This is a genomic window from Agromyces mediolanus, assembly GCF_014648575.1.
GTDB classification, from domain to species: domain Bacteria; phylum Actinomycetota; class Actinomycetes; order Actinomycetales; family Microbacteriaceae; genus Agromyces; species Agromyces mediolanus.
Window position 1 is genome coordinate 861,552 of record NZ_BMRJ01000001.1, and the last position, 19,339, is coordinate 880,890.

15 protein-coding genes are annotated in these 19,339 nt (G+C 71.5%); 14 read left to right on the forward strand and 1 reads right to left on the reverse strand.

Annotated elements, in window-relative coordinates:
* The first annotated feature begins 351 nt into the window (after positions 1 to 351).
* From dnaB to IEY71_RS04110, 12 genes are all read left to right on the forward strand, one after another.
* Positions 352 to 1,725 (forward strand): replicative DNA helicase, encoded by a 1,374-nt coding sequence (dnaB, locus tag IEY71_RS04055; RefSeq protein WP_189085062.1) that lies wholly within the window; start codon positions 352 to 354, stop codon positions 1,723 to 1,725.
* An 11-nt stretch (positions 1,726 to 1,736) separates the two neighbouring features.
* Positions 1,737 to 2,663: a methyltransferase family protein gene (locus IEY71_RS04060; RefSeq protein WP_189083990.1), complete on the forward strand. Its 927-nt coding sequence runs from the start codon at positions 1,737 to 1,739 to the stop codon at positions 2,661 to 2,663.
* Between the two features lie 153 nt (positions 2,664 to 2,816).
* Positions 2,817 to 4,349, forward strand: a complete 1,533-nt coding sequence (locus IEY71_RS04065; protein WP_189083991.1) for an MATE family efflux transporter — start codon at positions 2,817 to 2,819, stop codon at positions 4,347 to 4,349.
* 120 nt (positions 4,350 to 4,469) lie between these two features.
* Complete coding sequence (locus tag IEY71_RS04070; protein WP_189083992.1) at positions 4,470 to 5,282, forward strand: GntR family transcriptional regulator; 813 nt, start codon at positions 4,470 to 4,472, stop codon at positions 5,280 to 5,282.
* 96 nt (positions 5,283 to 5,378) lie between these two features.
* Complete coding sequence (locus tag IEY71_RS04075) at positions 5,379 to 6,398, forward strand: NAD(P)-dependent oxidoreductase (RefSeq protein ID WP_189083993.1); 1,020 nt, start codon at positions 5,379 to 5,381, stop codon at positions 6,396 to 6,398.
* Positions 6,395 to 7,990 carry an FGGY family carbohydrate kinase gene (locus tag IEY71_RS04080; RefSeq protein ID WP_189083994.1) on the forward strand — a complete coding sequence of 532 codons (1,596 nt, stop codon included), beginning with the start codon at positions 6,395 to 6,397 and terminating at the stop codon, positions 7,988 to 7,990. The genes IEY71_RS04075 and IEY71_RS04080 overlap by 4 nt, the downstream gene beginning before the upstream one ends.
* Positions 7,983 to 8,873: a 3-hydroxy-5-phosphonooxypentane-2,4-dione thiolase gene (lsrF, locus tag IEY71_RS04085; RefSeq protein WP_189083995.1), complete on the forward strand. Its 891-nt coding sequence runs from the start codon at positions 7,983 to 7,985 to the stop codon at positions 8,871 to 8,873. Before IEY71_RS04080 ends, lsrF begins: the two co-directional genes overlap by 8 nt.
* On the forward strand, positions 8,870 to 9,259 hold the full coding sequence (locus tag IEY71_RS04090) for a cupin domain-containing protein (protein ID WP_189083996.1): 390 nt from the start codon (positions 8,870 to 8,872) through the stop codon (positions 9,257 to 9,259). The genes lsrF and IEY71_RS04090 overlap by 4 nt, the downstream gene beginning before the upstream one ends.
* 49 nt (positions 9,260 to 9,308) lie before the next feature.
* Positions 9,309 to 10,619 (forward strand): ABC transporter substrate-binding protein, encoded by a 1,311-nt coding sequence (locus tag IEY71_RS04095; protein ID WP_189083997.1) that lies wholly within the window; start codon positions 9,309 to 9,311, stop codon positions 10,617 to 10,619.
* 93 nt (positions 10,620 to 10,712) lie between these two features.
* Positions 10,713 to 11,627 carry a carbohydrate ABC transporter permease gene (locus IEY71_RS04100; protein ID WP_189083998.1) on the forward strand — a complete coding sequence of 305 codons (915 nt, stop codon included), beginning with the start codon at positions 10,713 to 10,715 and terminating at the stop codon, positions 11,625 to 11,627.
* A gap of 2 nt (positions 11,628 to 11,629) precedes the next feature.
* Positions 11,630 to 12,568 carry a carbohydrate ABC transporter permease gene (locus tag IEY71_RS04105; protein ID WP_229781516.1) on the forward strand — a complete coding sequence of 313 codons (939 nt, stop codon included), beginning with the start codon at positions 11,630 to 11,632 and terminating at the stop codon, positions 12,566 to 12,568.
* Between the two features lie 201 nt (positions 12,569 to 12,769).
* On the forward strand, positions 12,770 to 14,680 hold the full coding sequence (locus IEY71_RS04110; protein WP_189083999.1) for an FAD-binding monooxygenase: 1,911 nt from the start codon (positions 12,770 to 12,772) through the stop codon (positions 14,678 to 14,680).
* A 147-nt stretch (positions 14,681 to 14,827) separates the two neighbouring features.
* On the opposite strand, the gene IEY71_RS04115 is transcribed toward IEY71_RS04110, so the two are convergent.
* Positions 14,828 to 15,541: an IclR family transcriptional regulator gene (locus tag IEY71_RS04115; RefSeq protein WP_189084000.1), complete on the reverse strand. Its 714-nt coding sequence runs from the start codon at positions 15,539 to 15,541 to the stop codon at positions 14,828 to 14,830.
* Positions 15,542 to 16,186: 645 nt separating this feature from the next.
* Here IEY71_RS04115 and IEY71_RS04120 point away from each other — a divergent pair.
* Together IEY71_RS04120 and pntB are read left to right on the forward strand one after the other, a co-directional pair.
* Positions 16,187 to 17,785 carry a Re/Si-specific NAD(P)(+) transhydrogenase subunit alpha gene (locus IEY71_RS04120; RefSeq protein WP_189084001.1) on the forward strand — a complete coding sequence of 533 codons (1,599 nt, stop codon included), beginning with the start codon at positions 16,187 to 16,189 and terminating at the stop codon, positions 17,783 to 17,785.
* Between the two features lies 1 nt (position 17,786).
* Positions 17,787 to 19,208, forward strand: coding sequence for a Re/Si-specific NAD(P)(+) transhydrogenase subunit beta (pntB, locus tag IEY71_RS04125; RefSeq protein ID WP_189085064.1), 1,422 nt, complete (start codon positions 17,787 to 17,789; stop codon positions 19,206 to 19,208).
* Positions 19,209 to 19,339: the final 131 nt, after the last annotated feature.

Genomic DNA, 19,339 nt, shown 5'->3' on the forward strand with positions numbered 1-19,339 from the left:
ATGTTTGTGCACAGGTGAGTGAGGCTCATCCGTGCAATCTCAAGAAAGTTTTCCCCCACAGGTGTGGATTGTGAAAACACCTGGTCGGACTTGAATTCAACCGGTGTAATTCACACGATTTCCACAGTTGTCCACAGGCGGAGTGCACATGTTGGTCGGCGTTTCGCCCAGATTGTCCCCAGAGTTATCCACAGGCTGGCTTGTATGTGGATGAGTGCTTCCTTATGGTGAAGCAATCGTCTCGCGCGCGTGGGCCGGGGAACCCAGCGCGATCATGTCGGCGGTCCCGAGTACAACGGAACCGTGGTCGTGCTGCGCCCGCCCGCCGTCCCCGAATCGGAGGTCATCACCGTGTCGATCGCTCACATCGGACTCGCCGAGCCGGTCGACGACGGCGGAGCCCCGCGGGGCGAGCGCACGCCGCCGCACGACCTGCTCGCCGAGCAGAGCGTGCTCGGCGGCATGATGCTCTCGAAGGACGCGGTCGCCGATGTCATCGAGACGATCCGCGGCGTCGACTTCTACGTGCCGAAGCACGAGGTCGTCTTCAACGCCGTGCTCACCCTCTACTCGCACGGCGAGCCCACCGACGTCATCGCCGTCACCGACGAGCTCACCAAGTCGGGCGAGCTGCAGCGCGCCGGCGGCGTCGAGTACCTGCACACCCTCACGAGCCTCGTGCCGACCGCCGCGAACGCCGGCTTCTACGCCGAGATCGTCGCCGAGCGCGCGCTGCTCCGCCGGCTCGTCGAGGCCGGCACCCGCATCGTGCAGATGGGCTACGCCGGAGAGGGCGAGGTCGTCGACCTCGTCAACAACGCGCAGGCCGAGATCTACTCCGTGACCGGCTCGGTCGAGACCGAGGACTACGTGCCGCTCTCCGACGCGGTCACCGTCGCGATCGACGAGATCGAGGCGGCCAAGCACACCGACGGCAAGATGACCGGCGTGCCCACCGGCTTCACCGACCTCGACGACCTGACGAACGGCTTCCACCCCGGCCAGATGATCGTCGTCGCCGCCCGTCCCGCCATGGGAAAGTCGACGCTCGCGCTCGACTTCGCACGCGCGGCGTCGATCACGAACGGCCTGCCATCCGTCTTCTTCTCCCTCGAGATGGGCAAGAGCGAGATCGCGATGCGGCTGCTCTCCGCCGAGTCGAACGTGCCCCTGCAGAACATGCGCAAGGGCAGCGTCGACTCGCGGGACTGGACCACCATCGCCTCCACGCGCGGCCGCATCAACGACTCGCCCCTCTACATCGACGACTCCCCCAACATGACGCTCGTCGAGATCCGTGCGAAGTGCCGTCGGCTCAAGCAGCGCGTCGGGCTCAAGCTCGTCGTCATCGACTACCTGCAGCTCATGACGAGCGGCAAGCGCGTCGAGAGCCGCCAGCAGGAGGTCTCGGAGTTCTCGCGTGCGCTGAAGCTGCTCGCGAAGGAGCTGCAGGTGCCTGTCATCGCGCTCTCGCAGCTGAACCGTGGTCCCGAGCAGCGCGCCGACAAGATGCCCGCGATCAGCGACCTGCGCGAGTCGGGCTCGATCGAGCAGGACGCCGACATGGTCATCCTGCTGCACCGCGAGTCGGCCTACGAGCGCGACAGCCCCCGAGCCGGCGAGGCCGACCTCATCGTGGCGAAGCACCGCAACGGTCCCACCCGCACGGTGACCGTGGCCTTCCAGGGCCACTTCTCCAAGTTCGCCGACATGGCGCCGATGTAGGGGTTCCCGCGATGAACGCCGTCTGGGGGCGGAGCTACTTCGCCCTGCAGGCGATCGCGGGAGCCGCCTGGTGGGTGGGCGTCTTCACCCTGCCACTCGTACGCGAGGCGACTCTGGGCGAGCTCGACCCGCAGCTCGTCGCGCTCTTCGACCTTCCGCTCTTCGTCGTCGGCTCCGGGCTCGCGGCCCTCGGTGTGCGCTGGGCGGCGGTCCTCGCCACGGTGTGGACCGTGCTCGTCGCGCTCGCGCTGACCGGGTACGCGACGATCACCGGGCTCGCCGGCAGGGGAGTGCTCGCGATGATCGCGGCGGCCGCCGGCTCGATCGCGGCCCTCTCGCTCGTGCTGCGCGGGCGACTGCCGAGCGAGCTGCTGCTGCGCGGCCCCTTCGCCTTCCGTCCTGCGGCATCGCGGGCGAGCCCCGCCCGGCATCTCGGGGCGACGGCGGTGCAGGCGGGGCTGTTCTGGGGGCTGCTGCTCGGCGTCGTCCCGCTCGCCATCGCGGCGCTCGAGGAGCGCTGGGGTCTCGCGGTCGCGCTGCCCGAGGGCCTCTCGACGTGGATGCGCGGCGCGGGGCTCGCGCTGCTCGTCCTCGCCACGGCGCTCGGCATCGCCTCGGCCGCCGCGCTCGCGACGAGGGGTGACGGCACCCCGCTCCCATCGGCGATGCCGAACCGGCTGGTCGTCGCCGGGCCGTACCGGGTCGTCCGCAACCCGATGGCGGTCGCCGGGATCGCGCAGGGGGTCGCGGTCGGCCTGCTGCTGAACTCGTGGCTGGTGGTCGGGTACGCGATGGCGGGCGCGGTGATCTGGCACCTCCTGGTGCGTCCGCCGGAGGAGGCCGACCTCGAGGCCAGGTTCGGGGAGCCGTACCGGCGGTACCGCGGCGCCGTGCGGTGCTGGGTGCCCCGTCTGCGGCCGGTGCCCGCCGTGCGCTGAATGGGTGCGCGCATCCCGTTCCCGCCGATCGAATCGATTCGATAGGATGGCGCGCAGCACCGCCGCGGCCCGGCTCGATCAGCCCGCGCGCCGCATCCGCCCGACCCTTCCTGCTCGACCCTTCCCGTCCGCCCTCCCACCGTCGAGAGCCCCATGGCCAGAACCCTCACGACCGGCGCCCCCTGGCGCGTCATCCTGCTGTTCGCCGTCCCCCTGCTCCTCGGCAATGTGGTGCAGCAGCTCTACCAGGTGGCCGACGCGATCGTCGTCGGCCGGCACCTCGGCATCGCCTCCCTCGCCGCGGTCGGCGCGACGGGGCCGCTGCTCTTCCTGCTGCTCGGCTTCGCGTGGGGCGTGACGAGCGGCTTCGCCATCCCGACCGCTCAGGCCTTCGGCGCCCGCGACCACGAACGGGTGCGCCGCTCGGTCGCGACGGGCACGCTGCTCACCGGCGCCATGAGCGTGCTGCTCACCGCGGGCGCTCCGCTCATCGCGGGGCCGGCCCTGCAGCTGCTGCAGACACCGCCCGAGCTCTTGCCGGAGGCGACCGCGTTCACGCAGATCAGCTTCCTCGGGGCATCCGCCGTGATGTTCTTCAACTATCTCTCGGCGATCATCCGGGCCATCGGCGACTCGCGCACGCCGCTCGTGTTCCTCACCCTCTCGTGCCTGCTGAACGTGGGGCTCGTCGTGATCATGGTCGGCGTGCTCGGCTGGGGCGTCGGCGGCGCGGCGTTCGCGACGGTGGTGGCGCAGGCCGTGTCGGTCGGGCTCTGCCTCGAGTTCGTGCGCCGCCGGGTGCCGGCGCTGCACGTGCACCGCGCGGATTGGCGCGTCTCGCGCGCCGAGGTGCTGGAGCACCTGCGCGTCGGACTGCCGATGGGGTTCCAGGCCTCGATCATCGCGATCGGCACGCTCACCGTGCAGGTCGCGCTGAACGAGCTCGGCGCCGATGCGGTCGCCGCGTACACGACCGCGTCACGGGTCGACTCGCTCGCGGTCGCCTTCCTCGCCTCGCTCGGCCTCGCGGCCTCGATGTACACGGCGCAGAACCTCGGCGGGCACCGGCCCGACCGCATCCGCCGCGGTGTCGTGCAGGCCACCTGGCTCGCGGTCGGCACGGCCGTCGCGATCGGCGTGCCGTTCATCCTCTTCGGCGAGCAGCTCGTGCGGCTCTTCGTCGGGGAGGGCTCGGACGGCGTCGTGGCCGACGCCGCGCTCATGCTCGAGGTGGACGGCTACACCTACGCCTCGCTGGCGGTGCTCTTCGTGCTGCGCGGGGCGCTGCAAGGGCTCGGGCACACGATGATCCCGACGGCGACGGGGGTGATCGAGCTCGTCATGCGGGTGGGCGCCGCGATCGTGCTCGGCGCCGCGTTCGGCTTCGTCGGGGTGGTCTGGAGCAACCCGCTCGCGTGGATCGGCGCGGTCGTGCTGCTGATCCCGGCGTACGCGCGCGAGCATCGGCGGCTCGGGCGGATGCCGGTGGAGCCGCGCACCGCGACGCCGACCACGCCCATCCCGGTCGTGGGGCCCGTCGACGGCTCGATGACGGTCGACGCGGTCGTGACGGGCTCGGTGCCGGCGGTGGAGCCGCCGCGCTCGACCCGATGGCGGCGACTTGTCCGGTCGAAGGGGACAGATCGGGTCAAGCGGCGAGCGGCACGCCGAGGTATCCGTTCGTGAAATCGCGCTGATCTGCGATTTCATCGGAATATCACAGAACGGTAACGTCGCCCACTTGTCTCTGGTCCGGTACAAGTGCGCCCGGTGAGGATTGAGGCACCCCACCGAAGAAGGCGGAACATGACCAACGCAGACGCGCTCGAGACGCTCCCGGCGCTCGACCGGAGCTCGGAGTCACCGATGTGGTTCCAGGTGCTCCGGAGCATCGAGTCCGGGATCTCGACGGGCGTGTGGTCGCACGGCAGCAAGCTGCCGAGCGAGCACGAGCTGCGGGAGCACTACCGGGTGTCGCGGACGACGATCCGGGAAGCGCTGGCGCGACTCGAGAAGTCGGGCATCATCTCCCGCCAGCAGGGCCGAGGCGCGTTCGTCGACACGACGCAGGCGCCGTCGTCCTGGACCCTGGAGAGCGCACCGAGCCTGCTCGGCCAGCTCGCCGACGGCGACCGCAGCGCCCTCACCTCGACGGTGCTGCGCTCCGGCGTCGACGTGCTGCCGCCGTGGGCCGCGGCCGTCTTCAAGGGAGACGGGCACGGCTTCGTGCTCGAACGCACCCGCGCGGTCGGCACCCTCACGGCCGTGCACGTCGTGAACTACATGCCGAAGCGCTTCGCCGCCGTCCTGCCGAGCCTGCGCGACCCGCGGGCCAGCCTCTACGTCGCGGCCGAGCAGGTGCTGGGCACCCGGATCACCCGGATGCACCGCACCATCGAGGCTCACTCGGCCGACCGGGCGCTCGCCCGACTGCTCGAGATCGAGGAGGGGCATCCGATCGTCGTCGTCGAAGCGGTCGCGTACGACCAGAACGACGAGCCGATCGACTTCTCGCGGGCCTCGGTCCGCACCGACCGCATGCGCGTGACCGTCGACAGCGGTCACAACGCCGCCGGGCTCGACGCGAGATCGACCTCCGGCACCTATCCCGGGCGCTGAGCGCCACCATCCCCCGACTCCCCCGAATCCTCCCCGAACGTCGCGGCACCGCCGGTGCCCCCGTTCCTCGACCCCACGCACCCGCAGGAGACGTCTGTGCCCACTTCGCCCCGAATCCTCGTCATCGGTGACAGCTACATGTCGGCCGAGGTCTTCGCCGATGCGCTCGACGGCCGCGTCGACGACGTCGAGCTGCGCACGATGACGCCGACGGATGCCCCGAGCTGGTCGCTCGACGCGCTCCGCGAGTACGAGGGCGATCCCGCCGAGGTCGATGCCTTCATCGACGGGCACGAGGTGCTCGTCGTGCACGGCGCGCCGATCACCCGGCGGGTGCTCGAGCAGAACCCCTCGGTGCGGATGATCGGCTGCGCCCGCGGCGGTCCCGTGAACATCGACCTGGACGCGGCCGCCGAGCTCGGCGTCACGGTCGCCACCACCCCCGGCAAGAACGCCGAGGCGGTCGCGGACCTCACGATCGGCTTCATCATCACCGCCTTCCGCAACCTGCGGCCGGCCCTGCAGGACGTGGATGCCGCGGCCGCCGAGGGCCGGGTGATCGCCGAGTCCGCCTTCGAGGGGGCGCGCTGGTTCGGCAGCGAGCTGCGGGGCGCCCGTCTCGGGCTCATCGGCCTCGGGCACGTCGCCCGCCTGGTCGCCGCCCGCGCCCTGGCGCTCGGCATGACCGTCACCGCCTACGACCCCTTCGTCGCCGACGCCGTGGAGGGCGTGACGCTCGCGCCGAGCCTCGAGGCGCTCCTCCCCGAGATCGACGTACTGAGCATCCACGCCCGCGCGACCGCCGAGAACCGACACCTCGTCGGCGAGGCCCAGCTCGGGCTGCTGCCCGAGGGGGCCGTGCTCGTGAACACCGCCCGCGAATCGCTCGTCGACGAGACGGCGCTGCTCGCGGCGCTCCGCAGCGGGCGGCTCCGCGCCGCGGCGATGGACGTCTGCGAGCCCGACGGTCCGTGGCGGGAACTCGTCGCCCTGCCCCAGGTGCAGCTGACGCCGCACATCGGCGGGGCGACCTTCGAGACGCTCGCCCGTGGTGCGCGGATGGTCGTCGACCGGGTGGTCGAGCACCTCGAACACACCGAGGAGCGGGCGTCGTGACCCGCGACCCGGTCGTCCTCGCCATCGACGCCGGCACCGGCTCGGCGCGGGCGCTCGCCGTCGCGCTCGACGGCTCCGTCGTCGCCCGCGCCGGGCGCGAGTGGAGCCACCGCGCCGTCGCCGGGCACCCCGGCGGCACCGCCTTCGACACCGCCGCGAACTGGGCGCTCGTCGCCGAGGCCGTGCGCGAGGTCGTCACCGCCCTGGACGGCCGCCCCGTCGCCGCCGTCGCGGCGTCGAGCATGCGCGAGGGCTTCGTGCTCTACGACGGTCGCGGCCGCGAGCTCTGGGCCTGCCCGAACACCGACGGTCGGGCCCGCGGGCAGGCGCAGCGCCTCGTCGACGAGGGCGCCGCCGACCGCATCTTCGCCCTCGGCGGCGACTGGGTGTCGATCACGGCACCTGCTCGCCTGCGCTGGATCGCCGAGGAGGCGCCCGAGGTGCTCGCCGAGGCGCGGCATTTCGGCATGCTGAGCGACTGGGTCGTCACCCGGCTCACCGGCGAGTTCACGACCGACCCGACGTGCGGCTCCTCGAGCGCGCTGTTCGACCTGTCGGCGCGCTCCTGGTCGGCCGAGCTGGCCGGCCTCGTCGGCATCGACCCCGGCATCCTCCCGCCGGTGCTCGAGGGCGGCGAGATCGCCGGCCGGGTCACCCCCGACGCCGCGGACGCCACCGGGCTGCCGGCGGGCACTCCCGTCGTGATCGGCGGCGCCGACACCCAGCTCGCGCTGCACGGCATCGGCGCGGTGCCGGGCGCGCCCGTCGTCGTCGGCGGCACCTTCTGGCAGACGACCGCGCTCGTCGACCGGCCCGTCATCGACCCCGAGCGTCGGCTGCGCACCCTGTGCCACGTCGAGCCGGGCAGCTGGATGGTCGAGGGCATCAGCTTCCTCTCGGGCCTCGCCATGCGGTGGCTCCGCGACGTATTCTTCGTCGACGCGGTCGCCGCGCGCGGCCCGTCGGGCGCCTTCGACGTGATGGAGGAGCTCGCCGCCGCCGTCCCGCCGGGCTCGAACGGCCTCGTCGCGGTGCTCGCGAACGCCATGCAGGCGGACGCCTGGCACCACGCGGCGCCGGCGTTCGTCGGCTTCGACATCAATGACCCCGAGCGTTTCGGCCGCGGCACCTTCGTGCGCTCCGTCGAGGAGGCGGCCGCCTGGGTCGTGCGGGCCCACCTCGCCATCCTCGACGAGCTCACCGCTGGCGCGGCCGGCCGCAGCGGCGAGCTCGTCTTCGGCGGCGGCTCGAGCGGCGGCAGACTCTGGCCCCAGCTCATCGCCGATGCCACGGGCCGCACCGTCGTCACCTCGACGGTCGCCGAGGCCACCTCCTACGGCGCGGCCCGGCTCGCGGCGGCCGCGATCGGCGCCGAGCTGCCGCCGGCCGGCGGCGGCGAACGACGGCTCGCGCCCGAGGCATCCGCCGTCGCCGCCTCCGACGAGGCCTACCGCCGCTGGCTCGCCGTGTACGACGCGCAGGTGCGCGCCACCGGCGCCGCCGGCATCGACCCCCTGTTCACCCCGCCGGGCGGCCTGCACTACCGGCCCGCCCGACCCACCGACCGAGAGAAGAAGGACACCAATGGCTGACCTCGACGGCAACGTCAACGCGAAGGACTTCGCCCCCACCGTCCCCGCCGCGAGCTTCGGGCACGCGATCAAGGGCGCCGCCGCCTACGACTGGGGCATGCAGCACCGCCTCGGCCGCATCTTCGAGGGCGAGACGGGCCGCACGGTCATGCTCGCGTTCGACCACGGCTACTTCCAGGGCCCCACCTCGGGGCTCGAGCGACTCGACCTGAACATCGCGCCCCTCGCCCCCTACGCCGACGCCCTGATGGGCACGCGCGGGGCGCTGCGCACCTCGTTCCCCGCGACCACCCGCTCCGGCCTCGTGCTGCGGGCGTCCGGCGGGCCGTCGATCCTGAAGGACCTCTCCGACGAGCACCCCGCGATGGCGATGCGCGACGCGGTCCGGATCGGCGCCGACGCGGTGGCCGTGCAGGTCTTCATCGGCGGCGAGCACGAGTCGCGGAGCGTGCGCAACCTCACCGGGCTCGTCGACGAGGGCTACGAAGCGGGCATCCCGGTGCTCGGCGTGACCGCCGTCGGCAAGGAGCTCGTGCGCGACGCCCGATACCTCGGCCTCGCGACCCGCATCATCGCGGAGCTCGGCGCGCAGATCGTGAAGACCTACTACTGCGAGGAGGGCTTCGAGGATGTCGTCGCGGGATGCCCCGTGCCGGTCATCATGGCGGGTGGCAAGAAGCTGCCCGAGCTCGACGCCCTGACCATGGCCGCGAACGCCGTCCGCGCGGGCGCGGCGGGCGTCGACATGGGCCGCAACATCTTCCAGAGCGCCGACCCCGCCGCGATGATCCAGGCCGTGCGCGCCGTCGTGCACGACGACGTCGACCCGGCCGAGGCGCACGAGCGCTACCTCGAGCTCGCGGCAGCACGGCGGGCGGCATGAGCGGCGCAGGCGCGACCGCGCGACCCGTGCGCCTCGCCGACGCCGAGCTGCGCTTCGGCGACTGGGGCCCCGGCTACCTGAGCCAGGCCGAGCACGCCGCCTTCGGCACCATCGTGCTGCGGCCCGGCGACGAGTTCGCCAACCACCTGCACGAGCGGCACGAGGAGTCCTTCCTCGCGGTCGAGGGCGAGGCGGAGCTCTGGATCGACCGCGAGGGGCCCGTGCGCCTCGCGGCCGGCGAGTTCGTCAGCTGCCCGCCGAACGTCGAGCACTTCCTGCGCAACCCGGGCGAGGCGCCCTTCCGGGCCCTCTTCATCAAGGCGCCCGGCGTCGCGGCCGACAAGATCGACCGCCCCTGGCATCCGGGCGACCGCCCGAGCGACTGATCCACCCAGCTGCACCTCCCCCGAGAGAACCACGAAAGGAATCCGAGCAATGAGCAAGCAACGGAGCTTCTCGACCCGTCCCGCACGGGCCATCCGCACGGCCGCGATCGCGACCGCGCTCGTCGTGGCCGGCACGCTCGCCGGCTGCGCGGCGGACGGCGGCGACGCCGGCGACGGCGACCGCACCCTCAACGTCCTGATCGCGCAGCCCCAGGAGGGCGCGGGCAAGATCCTCGCCGAGCAGTACGAGGAGGAGACCGGCGTGAAGGTCGAGATCGAGGTCGTGCCCTACGACCAGATCCAGACCAAGGCGATCCTCGACGCGCAGTCGGGCACGAACCACTACGACGCGATCCAGTACTGGTACACCTCGGTCGGCGCGCTCGCCGAGGCCGGCGCCCTCGCCGACCTCACCGACTGGGCCTCGTCGGACGAGGAGATCGACGAACCCGACTTCATCCAGAGCATCTTCGGGCCGTACACGCAGTTCGAGGGCAAGACGTACGGGCTGCCGATCGACGGCGACACGCACGTGCTCTTCTACAACACCGACATCCTCGAGCGGAACGGCGTCGCCGTGCCCACCACCTGGGACGAGTACGTCGCCGCCGCGAAGACGATCACGGAGGCCGAGAAGGCGAACGGCGTCTACGGCGCTGCACTGCTCGGCTCGAAGAGCGCGTTCAACATCGGCTCGACCTTCTTCAACCGGCTCGCGACGATGTCGCCCGACCCGATCGACCCGGCGATGCCCGATCTCACGACGGACGCCGCGGTCGCGGCGGCGCAGGCGATGCTGGATGCCTCGCCCTACGCCCTGCCGAGCCCGCTCGAGATCGGCTTCGAGCAGGCGCTGCCGCAGTTCCTCGCCGGCAACGTCGGCATGATCGAGTTCTGGACCGACCTCGGCGTCTTCGCCCAGGACCCGGGCCAGTCGAAGATCGTCGACGGCTGGGGCGTCGCGCCGCTGCCGATCGGCCCCGAGGGGCACGTCTCGGGCGCGCTGAACGCGGGCTGGGCGATGGGCGTGAGCCCGAACGCCTCCGACGAGGAGCTCGCGAAGGACTTCGTGCGCTTCTCCTCCTCGAAGGCGATGAACGAACAGCTCATCACGACGACGGGCAGCGGCGTCGACCCGATCCGCACCTCGACGCTCGAGAGCGAGAAGTACCGCGAGTTCGCCCCGCAGGTCGCCGAGGTGTCGGCGCAGGTGCTGCCCGAGGCGCAGTCGTGGCCGACGTCGCCCGCGGCGCCCGAGATGATCTCGGCGCTGAACGACAACCTCGCGCTCATGCTGCAGGGCAACCTGACCGCCGAGCAGGCCATGGCCCAGACCTGGGACGCCTGGCAGAAGCTCTGACCGGCCCGGCCGGCCGGGACTCCGTGTTCCGGCCGGCCGGCCCCGACCAATCCGCCCGGGCCAGCCCGGGTCGCTCGAGACAAGGAAGTCCCCATGGCAACGGTGGCCCCGGAGACGGCGGCGCTGCGGAAGCCGCGCGGCCGGCGCATCGGCTGGGCGTTCCTCGCCCCCGCGTTCCTCGCGATCGCGATCGTCGCGATCTACCCGCTGATCTACACGGTCGTGGTGTCGTTCAGCGAGTCGTCGCTGGGTCGGCCGTTCGCCGAGTGGGTGGGCTTCGACAACTTCGTCAAGGTGCTGAGCGACGGGGTCACGGTGCCGTCGCTCGGCCGCTCGCTCGTCTTCGCGATCCCCTCCGCGCTGCTCGCCCTCGTGATCGGCTTCGTCATCGCGCTCTCGCTCGACGTGGCGGTGCGGTCCGGCAAAGTCGTGCGGGTCATCTTCCTGCTGCCGCTGATGACGCCGCCGGTCATGGCGGGCGTGATCTGGAAGCTCATGTTCGCCCCGACCGGCGGGCTCTTCAACAACGTGCTGCAGCTCGTCTCGCCGGGCGCCGACCCGATCCTCTTCCTCGGCAGCTCGCCCGCGGCGATGATCTCGATCGTCGTGGTCGACGTCTGGCAGTGGGTGCCGTTCTGCGTGCTGCTGCTCTTCGCCGCCCTGCAGACGCTGCCCGGCGAGGTCTTCGAGGCGGCGCAGGTCGACGGCGCCGGCGTCTGGCGCACCTTCCGCCACGTGACGTTCCCGCTCGTGCTGCCGACCCTCGTCACGGTGCTGATGCTGAAGCTCATCGTCTCGTTCAAGGTCTTCGACCTCGTCTTCATCATGACCGGCGGCGGCCCCGGCCTCGACACCACCGTGAGCAGCTTCAACATCTACCGCACGGCGCTGCAGCAGTTCGACGTCGGCGCGGCGGCCGCGCAGACGATCGTCTTCCTCGTGCTCGTCACGATCGTGATCGTGCCGCTCTCCTCGTACCGCACCCGACTCCAGAAGGCCGGTGAGTGACCATGTCGACCACCATCGAGCGCGGTCCCGCCGGGTCCGCCGACGCCGCGACCACCCGCGCGATGACCGTGCCGGACGGGCCGCCGCCGCGCGCCCGCCGGGCCAGCTCGGCGAGTCGCATCGGACGAGCGCCCCGCGGCGTCGTCGTGCTGAAGTGGGCGGTGATCGCCATCGCGATCGGCTTCACGCTGCTGCCGATCCTGTACCTCGTGACGATGTCGTTCAAGAGCCCCGACGACATCCTCTCCACCCGCATCCTGCCCTCCCGCATCGCCTGGGAGAACTGGGCCTCGGCCTTCGAGCAGGCCCCCGTGCTCGTCTACCTGCGCAACTCGCTCATCGCCGCCGCCATCGCGGCCGTCGTCGCGCTCGCCGTGGCGATCCCCGCGAACTTCGCGATGGCGCGGCTGCGCACCGGGGGATCGCGTTCGATGGCGCTCATCGTCTCGGCGTACGTGGCACCGCCGATCGTCGCCGTCATCCCGCTGTTCATGCTCGTGCGCACCGCCGGGCTGATGGACAACGTGATCGGCCTCGGCCTCATCGAGGGCCTGATGGTGACCCCGGTGGCGGTCTGGCTGCTCGACGGCTTCTTCCGGGGCATCCCGGAGGAGATCGACGAGGCGGCGCAGATCGACGGCTGCGGGCCGGTGCGCACCCTCGTGCGCATCGTGCTGCCGCTCGTCGCGCCCGGGGTGGTCGCGGTCGCGATCATCGCGTTCATCCTCGTCTACAACGACTTCCTCATCCCGCTGATGCTCACGCAGAGCACGGCCTCGCAGACGCTGCCGGTCGGCATCGCCCTCATGCAGGGCGGTCGCGAGGTCATGTTCGGGCAGATGGCGGCGGCGTCGCTCACGGGCATGATCCCGGTGTACCTGCTGGCGCTGTTCCTGCAGCGCTGGCTCGTGGGCGGGCTCACCCAGGGCAGCATCAAGTAGCCCTCGCCGGGCCATCTCCTCGCCTCGACGGCTCCTCCTCGCCGCGCCCGCGGTTGTCCCGCGCGCGCGGCGGGCGTATGATCACTGCGCGATAACCGAATGACACGTTCGATTATCGAACGAGAGCGGATGGCGAGACGCGAGCCGCCCTCGGGCGGGACGCCGCAGCGGCGCCCGATCACGACGAGGTGAGGAGCCCCCGTGCAGTTCCACCACAACGGATACGTCTCGGGCGACCCGCGCGTCCAGCCCGCCGCCGGCGTCGGCCTCGACCGGCCCGACGAGCTGCCCGACGAGATGGACGTGCTCATCGTGGGATCCGGCCCGGCCGGCATGCTGCTCTCCGCGCAGCTCTCCCAGTACCCCGGCGTCGTCACGCGCATGATCGAGCGCCGCGACGGCCGCCTCGTGCTCGGACAGGCCGACGGCATCCAGCCCCGCAGCGTCGAGACCTTCCAGGCCTTCGGCTTCGCCGAGCGGATCATCGCCGAGGCCTACAACATCGGCTACATGAACTTCTGGGGCCCCGACCCGGAGCATCCCGGGCAGATCACCCGCACCTCGCGAACCGAGGACTACGGCTACAAGATCAGCGAGTTCCCGCACCTCATCGTGAACCAGGCGCGCGTGCTCGACTACTTCGCCGAGGCCGCCGCGAACGGCCCCGGCCGCATGAAGCCTGACTACGGCATCGAGTTCCTCGGCCTCACCGTGCACCCCGACGGCTCGCCCGAGGCCGGGGACCACCCCGTCGAGGTGCGCGTGCGCTACACCGCGGGCGAGCGCGCCGGCGAGGAGCGCACGGTGCGCGCCAAGTACGTCGCCGGCTGCGACGGCGCCCGCAGCGGCGTGCGCGAGGCGATCGGGCGCAAGCACCTCGGCGGCATCTCGGCCCACGCCTGGGGCGTCATGGACGTCGTCGTGAACACCGACTTCCCCGACTGGCGCACGAAGTGCGCGATCAACTCCGCCGCCGGCAACATCCTGCACATCCCGCGCGAGGGCGGCTACCTCTGCCGCATGTACATCGACCTCGGCGAGGTCTCGGCCGACGACAACCACGAGGCGCGCAAGACGCCCATCGAGACGATCATCGCCAAGGCGAACGACATCCTGCAGCCGTACGCGATCGACGTGCGCGAGGTCGCCTGGTTCAGCGTCTACGAGGTCGGCCACCGGGTCACCGACCACTTCGACGACCGCGGGGAGGGGGCGGATGCCTCGCCGCGCGTGTTCCTCACCGGCGACGCCTGCCACACGCACAGCGCGAAGGCCGGCCAGGGCATGAACGTCTCGATGCAGGACGGCTTCAATCTCGGCTGGAAGCTCGGCTCCGTCGTCGCCGGGCTCGCCCCGACCGAGCTGCTCGCCACCTACTCGGCCGAGCGCCAGCCCGTCGCCCAGCAGCTCATCGACTTCGACCGCGAGTGGTCCTCGCTCATGGCGCGCAAGCCGGAGGAGATCTCCGACCCGCAGGAGCTCGCGAACTACTACCTCGGCACCGCGGAGTTCCCGTCGGGGTTCATGACCGAGTACGCCCCCTCGGCGATCGTCGGCGAGGCGACCCACCAGGCGCTCGCGACCGGGTTCCCGATCGGCAAGCGCTTCAAGTCCTCCGAGGTGTCGATGGTCTGCGACGGCAACGTCGTGCACCTGGGCCACCACGCGAAGGCCGACGGCCGCTGGCGCATCTACGCCTTCGCCGACGCGCCCGCCGCCGGCGAGGCATCCGCGCTCGCGTCGTGGGCCGAGTGGCTGTCCGACTCAGCCGAGTCCCCGCTCGCGAGGTTCACGCCCGAGGGCGCCGACATCGACGCCGTGTTCGACGTGAAGGCGATCTACCAGCAGCCGCACGAGGGCGTCGACATCATGGCGGTGCCGGAGGCGTTCCGCCCGAAGACTGGCCCGCTCGGCCTGATGGACTGGGAGAAGGTCTTCGCCGCCGCCCCGAGCGCCTGGTGCAAGACCGACATCTTCGAGGAGCGCGGCATCTCCCGAGACGGCACGGTCGTCGTCGTGCGCCCCGACCAGTACGTCGCGCACGTGCTGCCGCTCACCGCGACCGCCGAGCTCGCGGCGTTCTTCGAGGGGGCCCTGCGGCCGCAGCGGTAGCGGCGGTGCCCTGAGCCTGTCGAAGGGGTTGGTTCCCTGAGCTTGTCGAAGGGAATCCGAGCGAGTCCCCTTCGACAGGCTCAGGGAACCAGGACACGTTCCCTTCGACAGGCTCAGGGGACCAGGCCAAGCTCAGGGAACCAGGCGTCACGCGCCGGAGGCGCGCTGCAGCCGGGCGGCCGCCTCCTGCAGTCGCTCGGCGAGCTCGGCCTCGGGCCGCGGGAACGAGACGTGGATGACCGCGATCGACGCCGGCGGCTGGCCGGGCAGGCTGAGCGGAACGGCGACCGAGCGCAGGGAGGGCACGACCTCGTCGTGGCTCACCGTGTAGCCGCGCAGGCGGCTCTCGACGACCTCGGCGCGCAGCTCCTCCGGCACGTCCGCCGGCCAGCTGCGCTCCGGCAGGCCGAGCAGGATCGCCTTGCCGGGTCCACCGCGGGTGATCGGATGCCGATGCCCCGGCCGGTACGAGACCGCCGCCGTGCGCCGCGGCGAGGCGCTGACGAGCGTGACGGCCTCGTCGCCGTCGAGCAGCACCGCGAGCAGGCAGGTCATGCCGAGATCCTCGGCTACCTCGGCGAGTTCGGGCAGCGCGAGCTGCTGCAGGTCGCGCTGCACCCCGGCGGCGAGGGCCGCGAGGCCGGCGCCGAGCAGCAGCCGTCCGGCCGCGTCGCGGGTGACGAGTCCGTGGTCCTCGAGCGTGCGCAGCAAGCGGTAGGCGACGGAGCGGTGCACGCCGAGCGCGGCGGCGACCTCGTCGATGGTCAGCGGGCGCTCCGCGTCCGCCAGCACCTCGAGCACCCGGATGCCTCGGCTCAGCGTCTGCGATCCGGCGGCGTTCGCCGGGGCATCCTTGGCCACCTGGACCGCCTCTCCCGGCGGCGTCCGCCGCGCGTTCTCGTCCGATACTAGAACGCCGTGACCGGAGTGCGGACAAGCAGGAGAGATGCAGGTCGAGGTGCGCGTCCAGAGGAAGGGAGCTCAGCCCTTTCTCCTACGAACGAGTCGCCGCAGCCAGGTGCGAATCGGCCGTTGTCGCGGCGGCTTCCGGATCGAGACCGGCTTGCCTTGCGCTTGCTCTGCGGCCTGGCGCGCCCGGACCTCGGCCTCGGCGAGATACCCGCCACCATGCAGCGAATCGAACATCTTGTCGCCCCCGTCCGTCCTTGGCCGTCCACTCTCAGTGTGACAGCACCAGTGCGCCATCGCGCGCCGAAGTTCCGCCTGGGGAAAGAACCGGGAATCCTTCATCTTCGGCGCGCGGAAAATCGCGGCATCCTCAGCTCGGCACCCCATACGCTGGCCGCAGTCACCACGATGACCCTCCCCGCTTCCGCATAATGAAATGTAATTTTCACACTGAGGAAGAAGCGTCCTCTAGAGTGGTGCCAGCCCTGCTGCAGTGCCGCCGCCCCGTGCGTTCGCTCGGGACCGCGGCGAGTGCTGCAGCCCGCAGTCCGACCGTGCGCGGACGCGTCGACGAAGACGAAGGCAGAGGAGAACCGCATGACCCGAATCGGGGTCGTCACCGAGCAACCGCCGGAGACGAGGGTCGCCGCGACACCGGCGACCGTGAAGCAGTTGATCGCACTGGGCTACGAGGTGGCCGTCGAAGCGGCGGCCGGCGAGGCATCCGCGTTCCTCGACGAGGCCTACCGCGACGCCGGGGCGACGATCGTCGCGGGCGCCGAGGCCCTCGCGAGCGAGATCGTGCTCAAGGTCAACGCGCCCACGGACGCCGAGGTCGCCGCGCTGCGCCCGGGCACCACGGTCATCGGCCTGCTCGCCCCGGCCTTCAGCGCCGAGCTGCTCGAGCGGCTCGCCGCCGCGGGCGTCACGGCCATCGCGATGGACGCGGTGCCGCGCATCTCGCGAGCGCAGTCGATGGACGTGCTCAGCTCGATGGCGAACATCGCCGGCTACCGCGCCGTGGTCGAGGCGGCGCACGAGTTCGGCCGCTTCTTCACCGGTCAGGTCACCGCCGCCGGCAAGGTGCCGCCCGCCAAGGTGCTCGTCGCCGGGGCCGGCGTCGCCGGGCTCGCGGCGATCGGCGCGGCATCCAGTCTCGGCGCGATCGTGCGCGCCACCGACCCGCGGCCCGAGGTCGCCGACCAGGTGAAGTCCATCGGCGGCGAGTACCTGAAGGTCGAGGTCGAGGTCGAGCAGTCCACCGACGGCTACGCCAAGGCGACGAGCGAGGCGTACGACCGCCGCGCCGCCGAGATCTACTCCGAGCAGGCCGCCGACGTCGACATCATCATCACGACGGCGCTCATCCCGGGCCGCCCAGCACCGAAGCTCATCACCGCGGCCGACGTCGCGAGCATGCGCTCCGGCAGCGTCATCGTCGACATGGCCGCCGGCATGGGCGGCAACGTCGAGGGCTCGGTCGCCGGCGAGCGGATCGTCACGCCCAACGGCGTCGTCATCCTCGGCTACACCGACCTCGCCTCGCGCCTGCCCACCCAGGCCTCGCAGCTCTACGGCACGAACATCGTCAACCTGCTGAAGCTGCTCACCCCCGGCAAGGACGGCGAGCTCGTGCTCGACTTCGACGACGTCGTGCAGCGCGCCGTCACCGTCGCCCGCGGCGGCGAGGTCACCTGGCCGCCGCCGCCCGTGCAGGTCTCGGCGGCCCCGGCGGCCGGCGCGCCCGTCGCGGCGCCGGCCGAGCCCGCCGCGCCGAAGGCGCCGATGTCCGCCGCGAAGAAGGCGCTCCTGGTCGCGATCGGCGTCGCCGCGCTGTTCCTCGTGAACGCCGTCGCACCGCCGCCGCTCCCCCAGCACTTCACGGTGCTCATGCTCGCGGTCGTGGTCGGCTTCTACGTCATCGGCAAGGTGGCGCACGCGCTGCACACCCCGCTGATGAGCGTGACGAACGCGATCTCGGGCATCATCATCGTCGGCGCGATGGTGCAGATCACGAGCGACGTGCTCGTCGTGCAGATCCTCGCCGCCGTCGCGGTGCTGCTCGCGAGCATCAACGTCTTCGGCGGCTTCGCGGTGACCCGCCGCATGCTCGCCATGTTCTCGGTCGGCGCGCCGCCTGCGGGCGCCGCCGCCAAGACCGACCGCGCGGGAACCGACGGAAAGGCCGGTGCCTGACATGACCGAGCTCTCGACTCTCACCGTCGCCGGCTCCGTGGCCGGCGCCGCGTACCTCGTGGCCGCGCTGCTGTTCATCCTCAGCCTCGCGGGCCTCAGCAAGCATGAAACCGCGCGAGCCGGTGTCGGCTACGGCATCGCCGGCATGGTCATCGCGCTCGTCGCGACCGTGTGGGCGACCCTCGCCGGCGCCTGGGGCACGGTCTCCGTCACGACGGGGCTCATCCTGCTCGTCGTCGCCGTGCTCGTCGGCGGCGCCATCGGCCTCTGGCGGGCCCGCGTCGTCGCGATGACCGGCATGCCCGAGCTCATCGCCCTGCTGCACAGCTTCGTCGGTCTCGCGGCCGTGCTCGTCGGCTGGAACGGCGCGCTCGAGGAGTCCGAGATGTCGGGCGCCCTGCTCGACATCCACCACGCCGAGGTCTTCATCGGCGTCTTCATCGGCGCCGTCACCTTCACCGGCTCGATCGTCGCGTTCCTCAAGCTCTCGGCGCGGATGAAGTCGGCCCCGCTCATGCTGCCCGGCAAGAACGCGCTGAACCTCGGCGCGCTCGTCGCCTTCGTGGGCCTCACCGTCTGGTACGTCATCACGCCCGAGCTGTGGCTGCTCGTCGTCGTGACGGTGCTGGCGCTGCTGCTCGGCTGGCACCTCGTCGCCTCGATCGGCGGCGGCGACATGCCCGTCGTCATCTCGATGCTGAACAGCTACTCGGGCTGGGCGGCGGCCGCGGCGGGCTTCCTGCTGAACAACGATCTGCTCATCATCACCGGTGCGCTCGTCGGCTCCTCGGGTGCCTACCTCTCGTACATCATGTGCAAGGCGATGAACCGCTCGTTCATCTCGGTCATCGCGGGCGGCTTCGGCATCGCGGCGCCGAGCTCGAGCGGCGAGGTCGAGGGCGAGGTGCGCGAGCTCGATGCGGAGGCGGCGGCGGCGCTGCTGCGGGATGCCTCGAGCGTCGTCATCACCCCCGGCTACGGCATGGCGGTGGCGCAGGCGCAGTACCCCGTGGCGGAGCTCACCAGCCGGCTGCGCGAGCGCGGGGTGAAGGTGCGCTTCGGCATCCACCCGGTCGCCGGCCGCCTGCCCGGGCACATGAACGTGCTGCTCGCGGAGGCCAAGGTGCCGTACGACATCGTCGAGGAGATGGACGAGATCAACGACGACCTCGCCGAGACCGACGTCGTGCTCGTGATCGGCGCGAACGACACCGTGAACCCGGCGGCCGCGCAGGACCCTGGCAGCCCCATCGCGGGGATGCCGGTGCTGCGCGTCTGGGAGGCGGGGAACGTGGTCGTCTTCAAGCGCTCGATGTCGGCGGGCTACGCGGGCGTCGCGAACCCGCTGTTCACGCGGGACAACGCGCAGATGCTGTTCGGCGACGCCAAGCAGCGCGTCGAGGACATCCTCCGGGCGCTGTAGCCGTGCCTCGCGCGATGCCCCGGGCCCGACGGCCCGGGGCATCGTCGCGTCACCTCGGTAACGAAACCGACTGCGGCGGAAACATCCGAGGAGACGCTAGAGCATTGCGGGGCTGGGCGTGGCCTGCCCGG

Bases quoted from the DNA above. Each gene is read 5' to 3' on its own strand.
- pntB (WP_189085064.1), top strand. From the start codon at position 17,787: ATGACCGAGCTCTCGACTCTCACCGTCGCCGGCTCCGTGGCCGGCGCC.
- IEY71_RS04095 (WP_189083997.1), top strand. From the start codon at position 9,309: ATGAGCAAGCAACGGAGCTTCTCGACCCGTCCCGCACGGGCCATCCGC.
- IEY71_RS04090 (WP_189083996.1), top strand. From the start codon at position 8,870: ATGAGCGGCGCAGGCGCGACCGCGCGACCCGTGCGCCTCGCCGACGCC.
- IEY71_RS04120 (WP_189084001.1), top strand. From the start codon at position 16,187: ATGACCCGAATCGGGGTCGTCACCGAGCAACCGCCGGAGACGAGGGTC.
- IEY71_RS04100 (WP_189083998.1), top strand. From the start codon at position 10,713: ATGGCAACGGTGGCCCCGGAGACGGCGGCGCTGCGGAAGCCGCGCGGC.
- IEY71_RS04060 (WP_189083990.1), top strand. From the start codon at position 1,737: ATGAACGCCGTCTGGGGGCGGAGCTACTTCGCCCTGCAGGCGATCGCG.
- lsrF (WP_189083995.1), top strand. From the start codon at position 7,983: ATGGCTGACCTCGACGGCAACGTCAACGCGAAGGACTTCGCCCCCACC.
- IEY71_RS04065 (WP_189083991.1), top strand. From the start codon at position 2,817: ATGGCCAGAACCCTCACGACCGGCGCCCCCTGGCGCGTCATCCTGCTG.
- IEY71_RS04070 (WP_189083992.1), top strand. From the start codon at position 4,470: ATGACCAACGCAGACGCGCTCGAGACGCTCCCGGCGCTCGACCGGAGC.
- IEY71_RS04105 (WP_229781516.1), top strand. From the start codon at position 11,630: ATGTCGACCACCATCGAGCGCGGTCCCGCCGGGTCCGCCGACGCCGCG.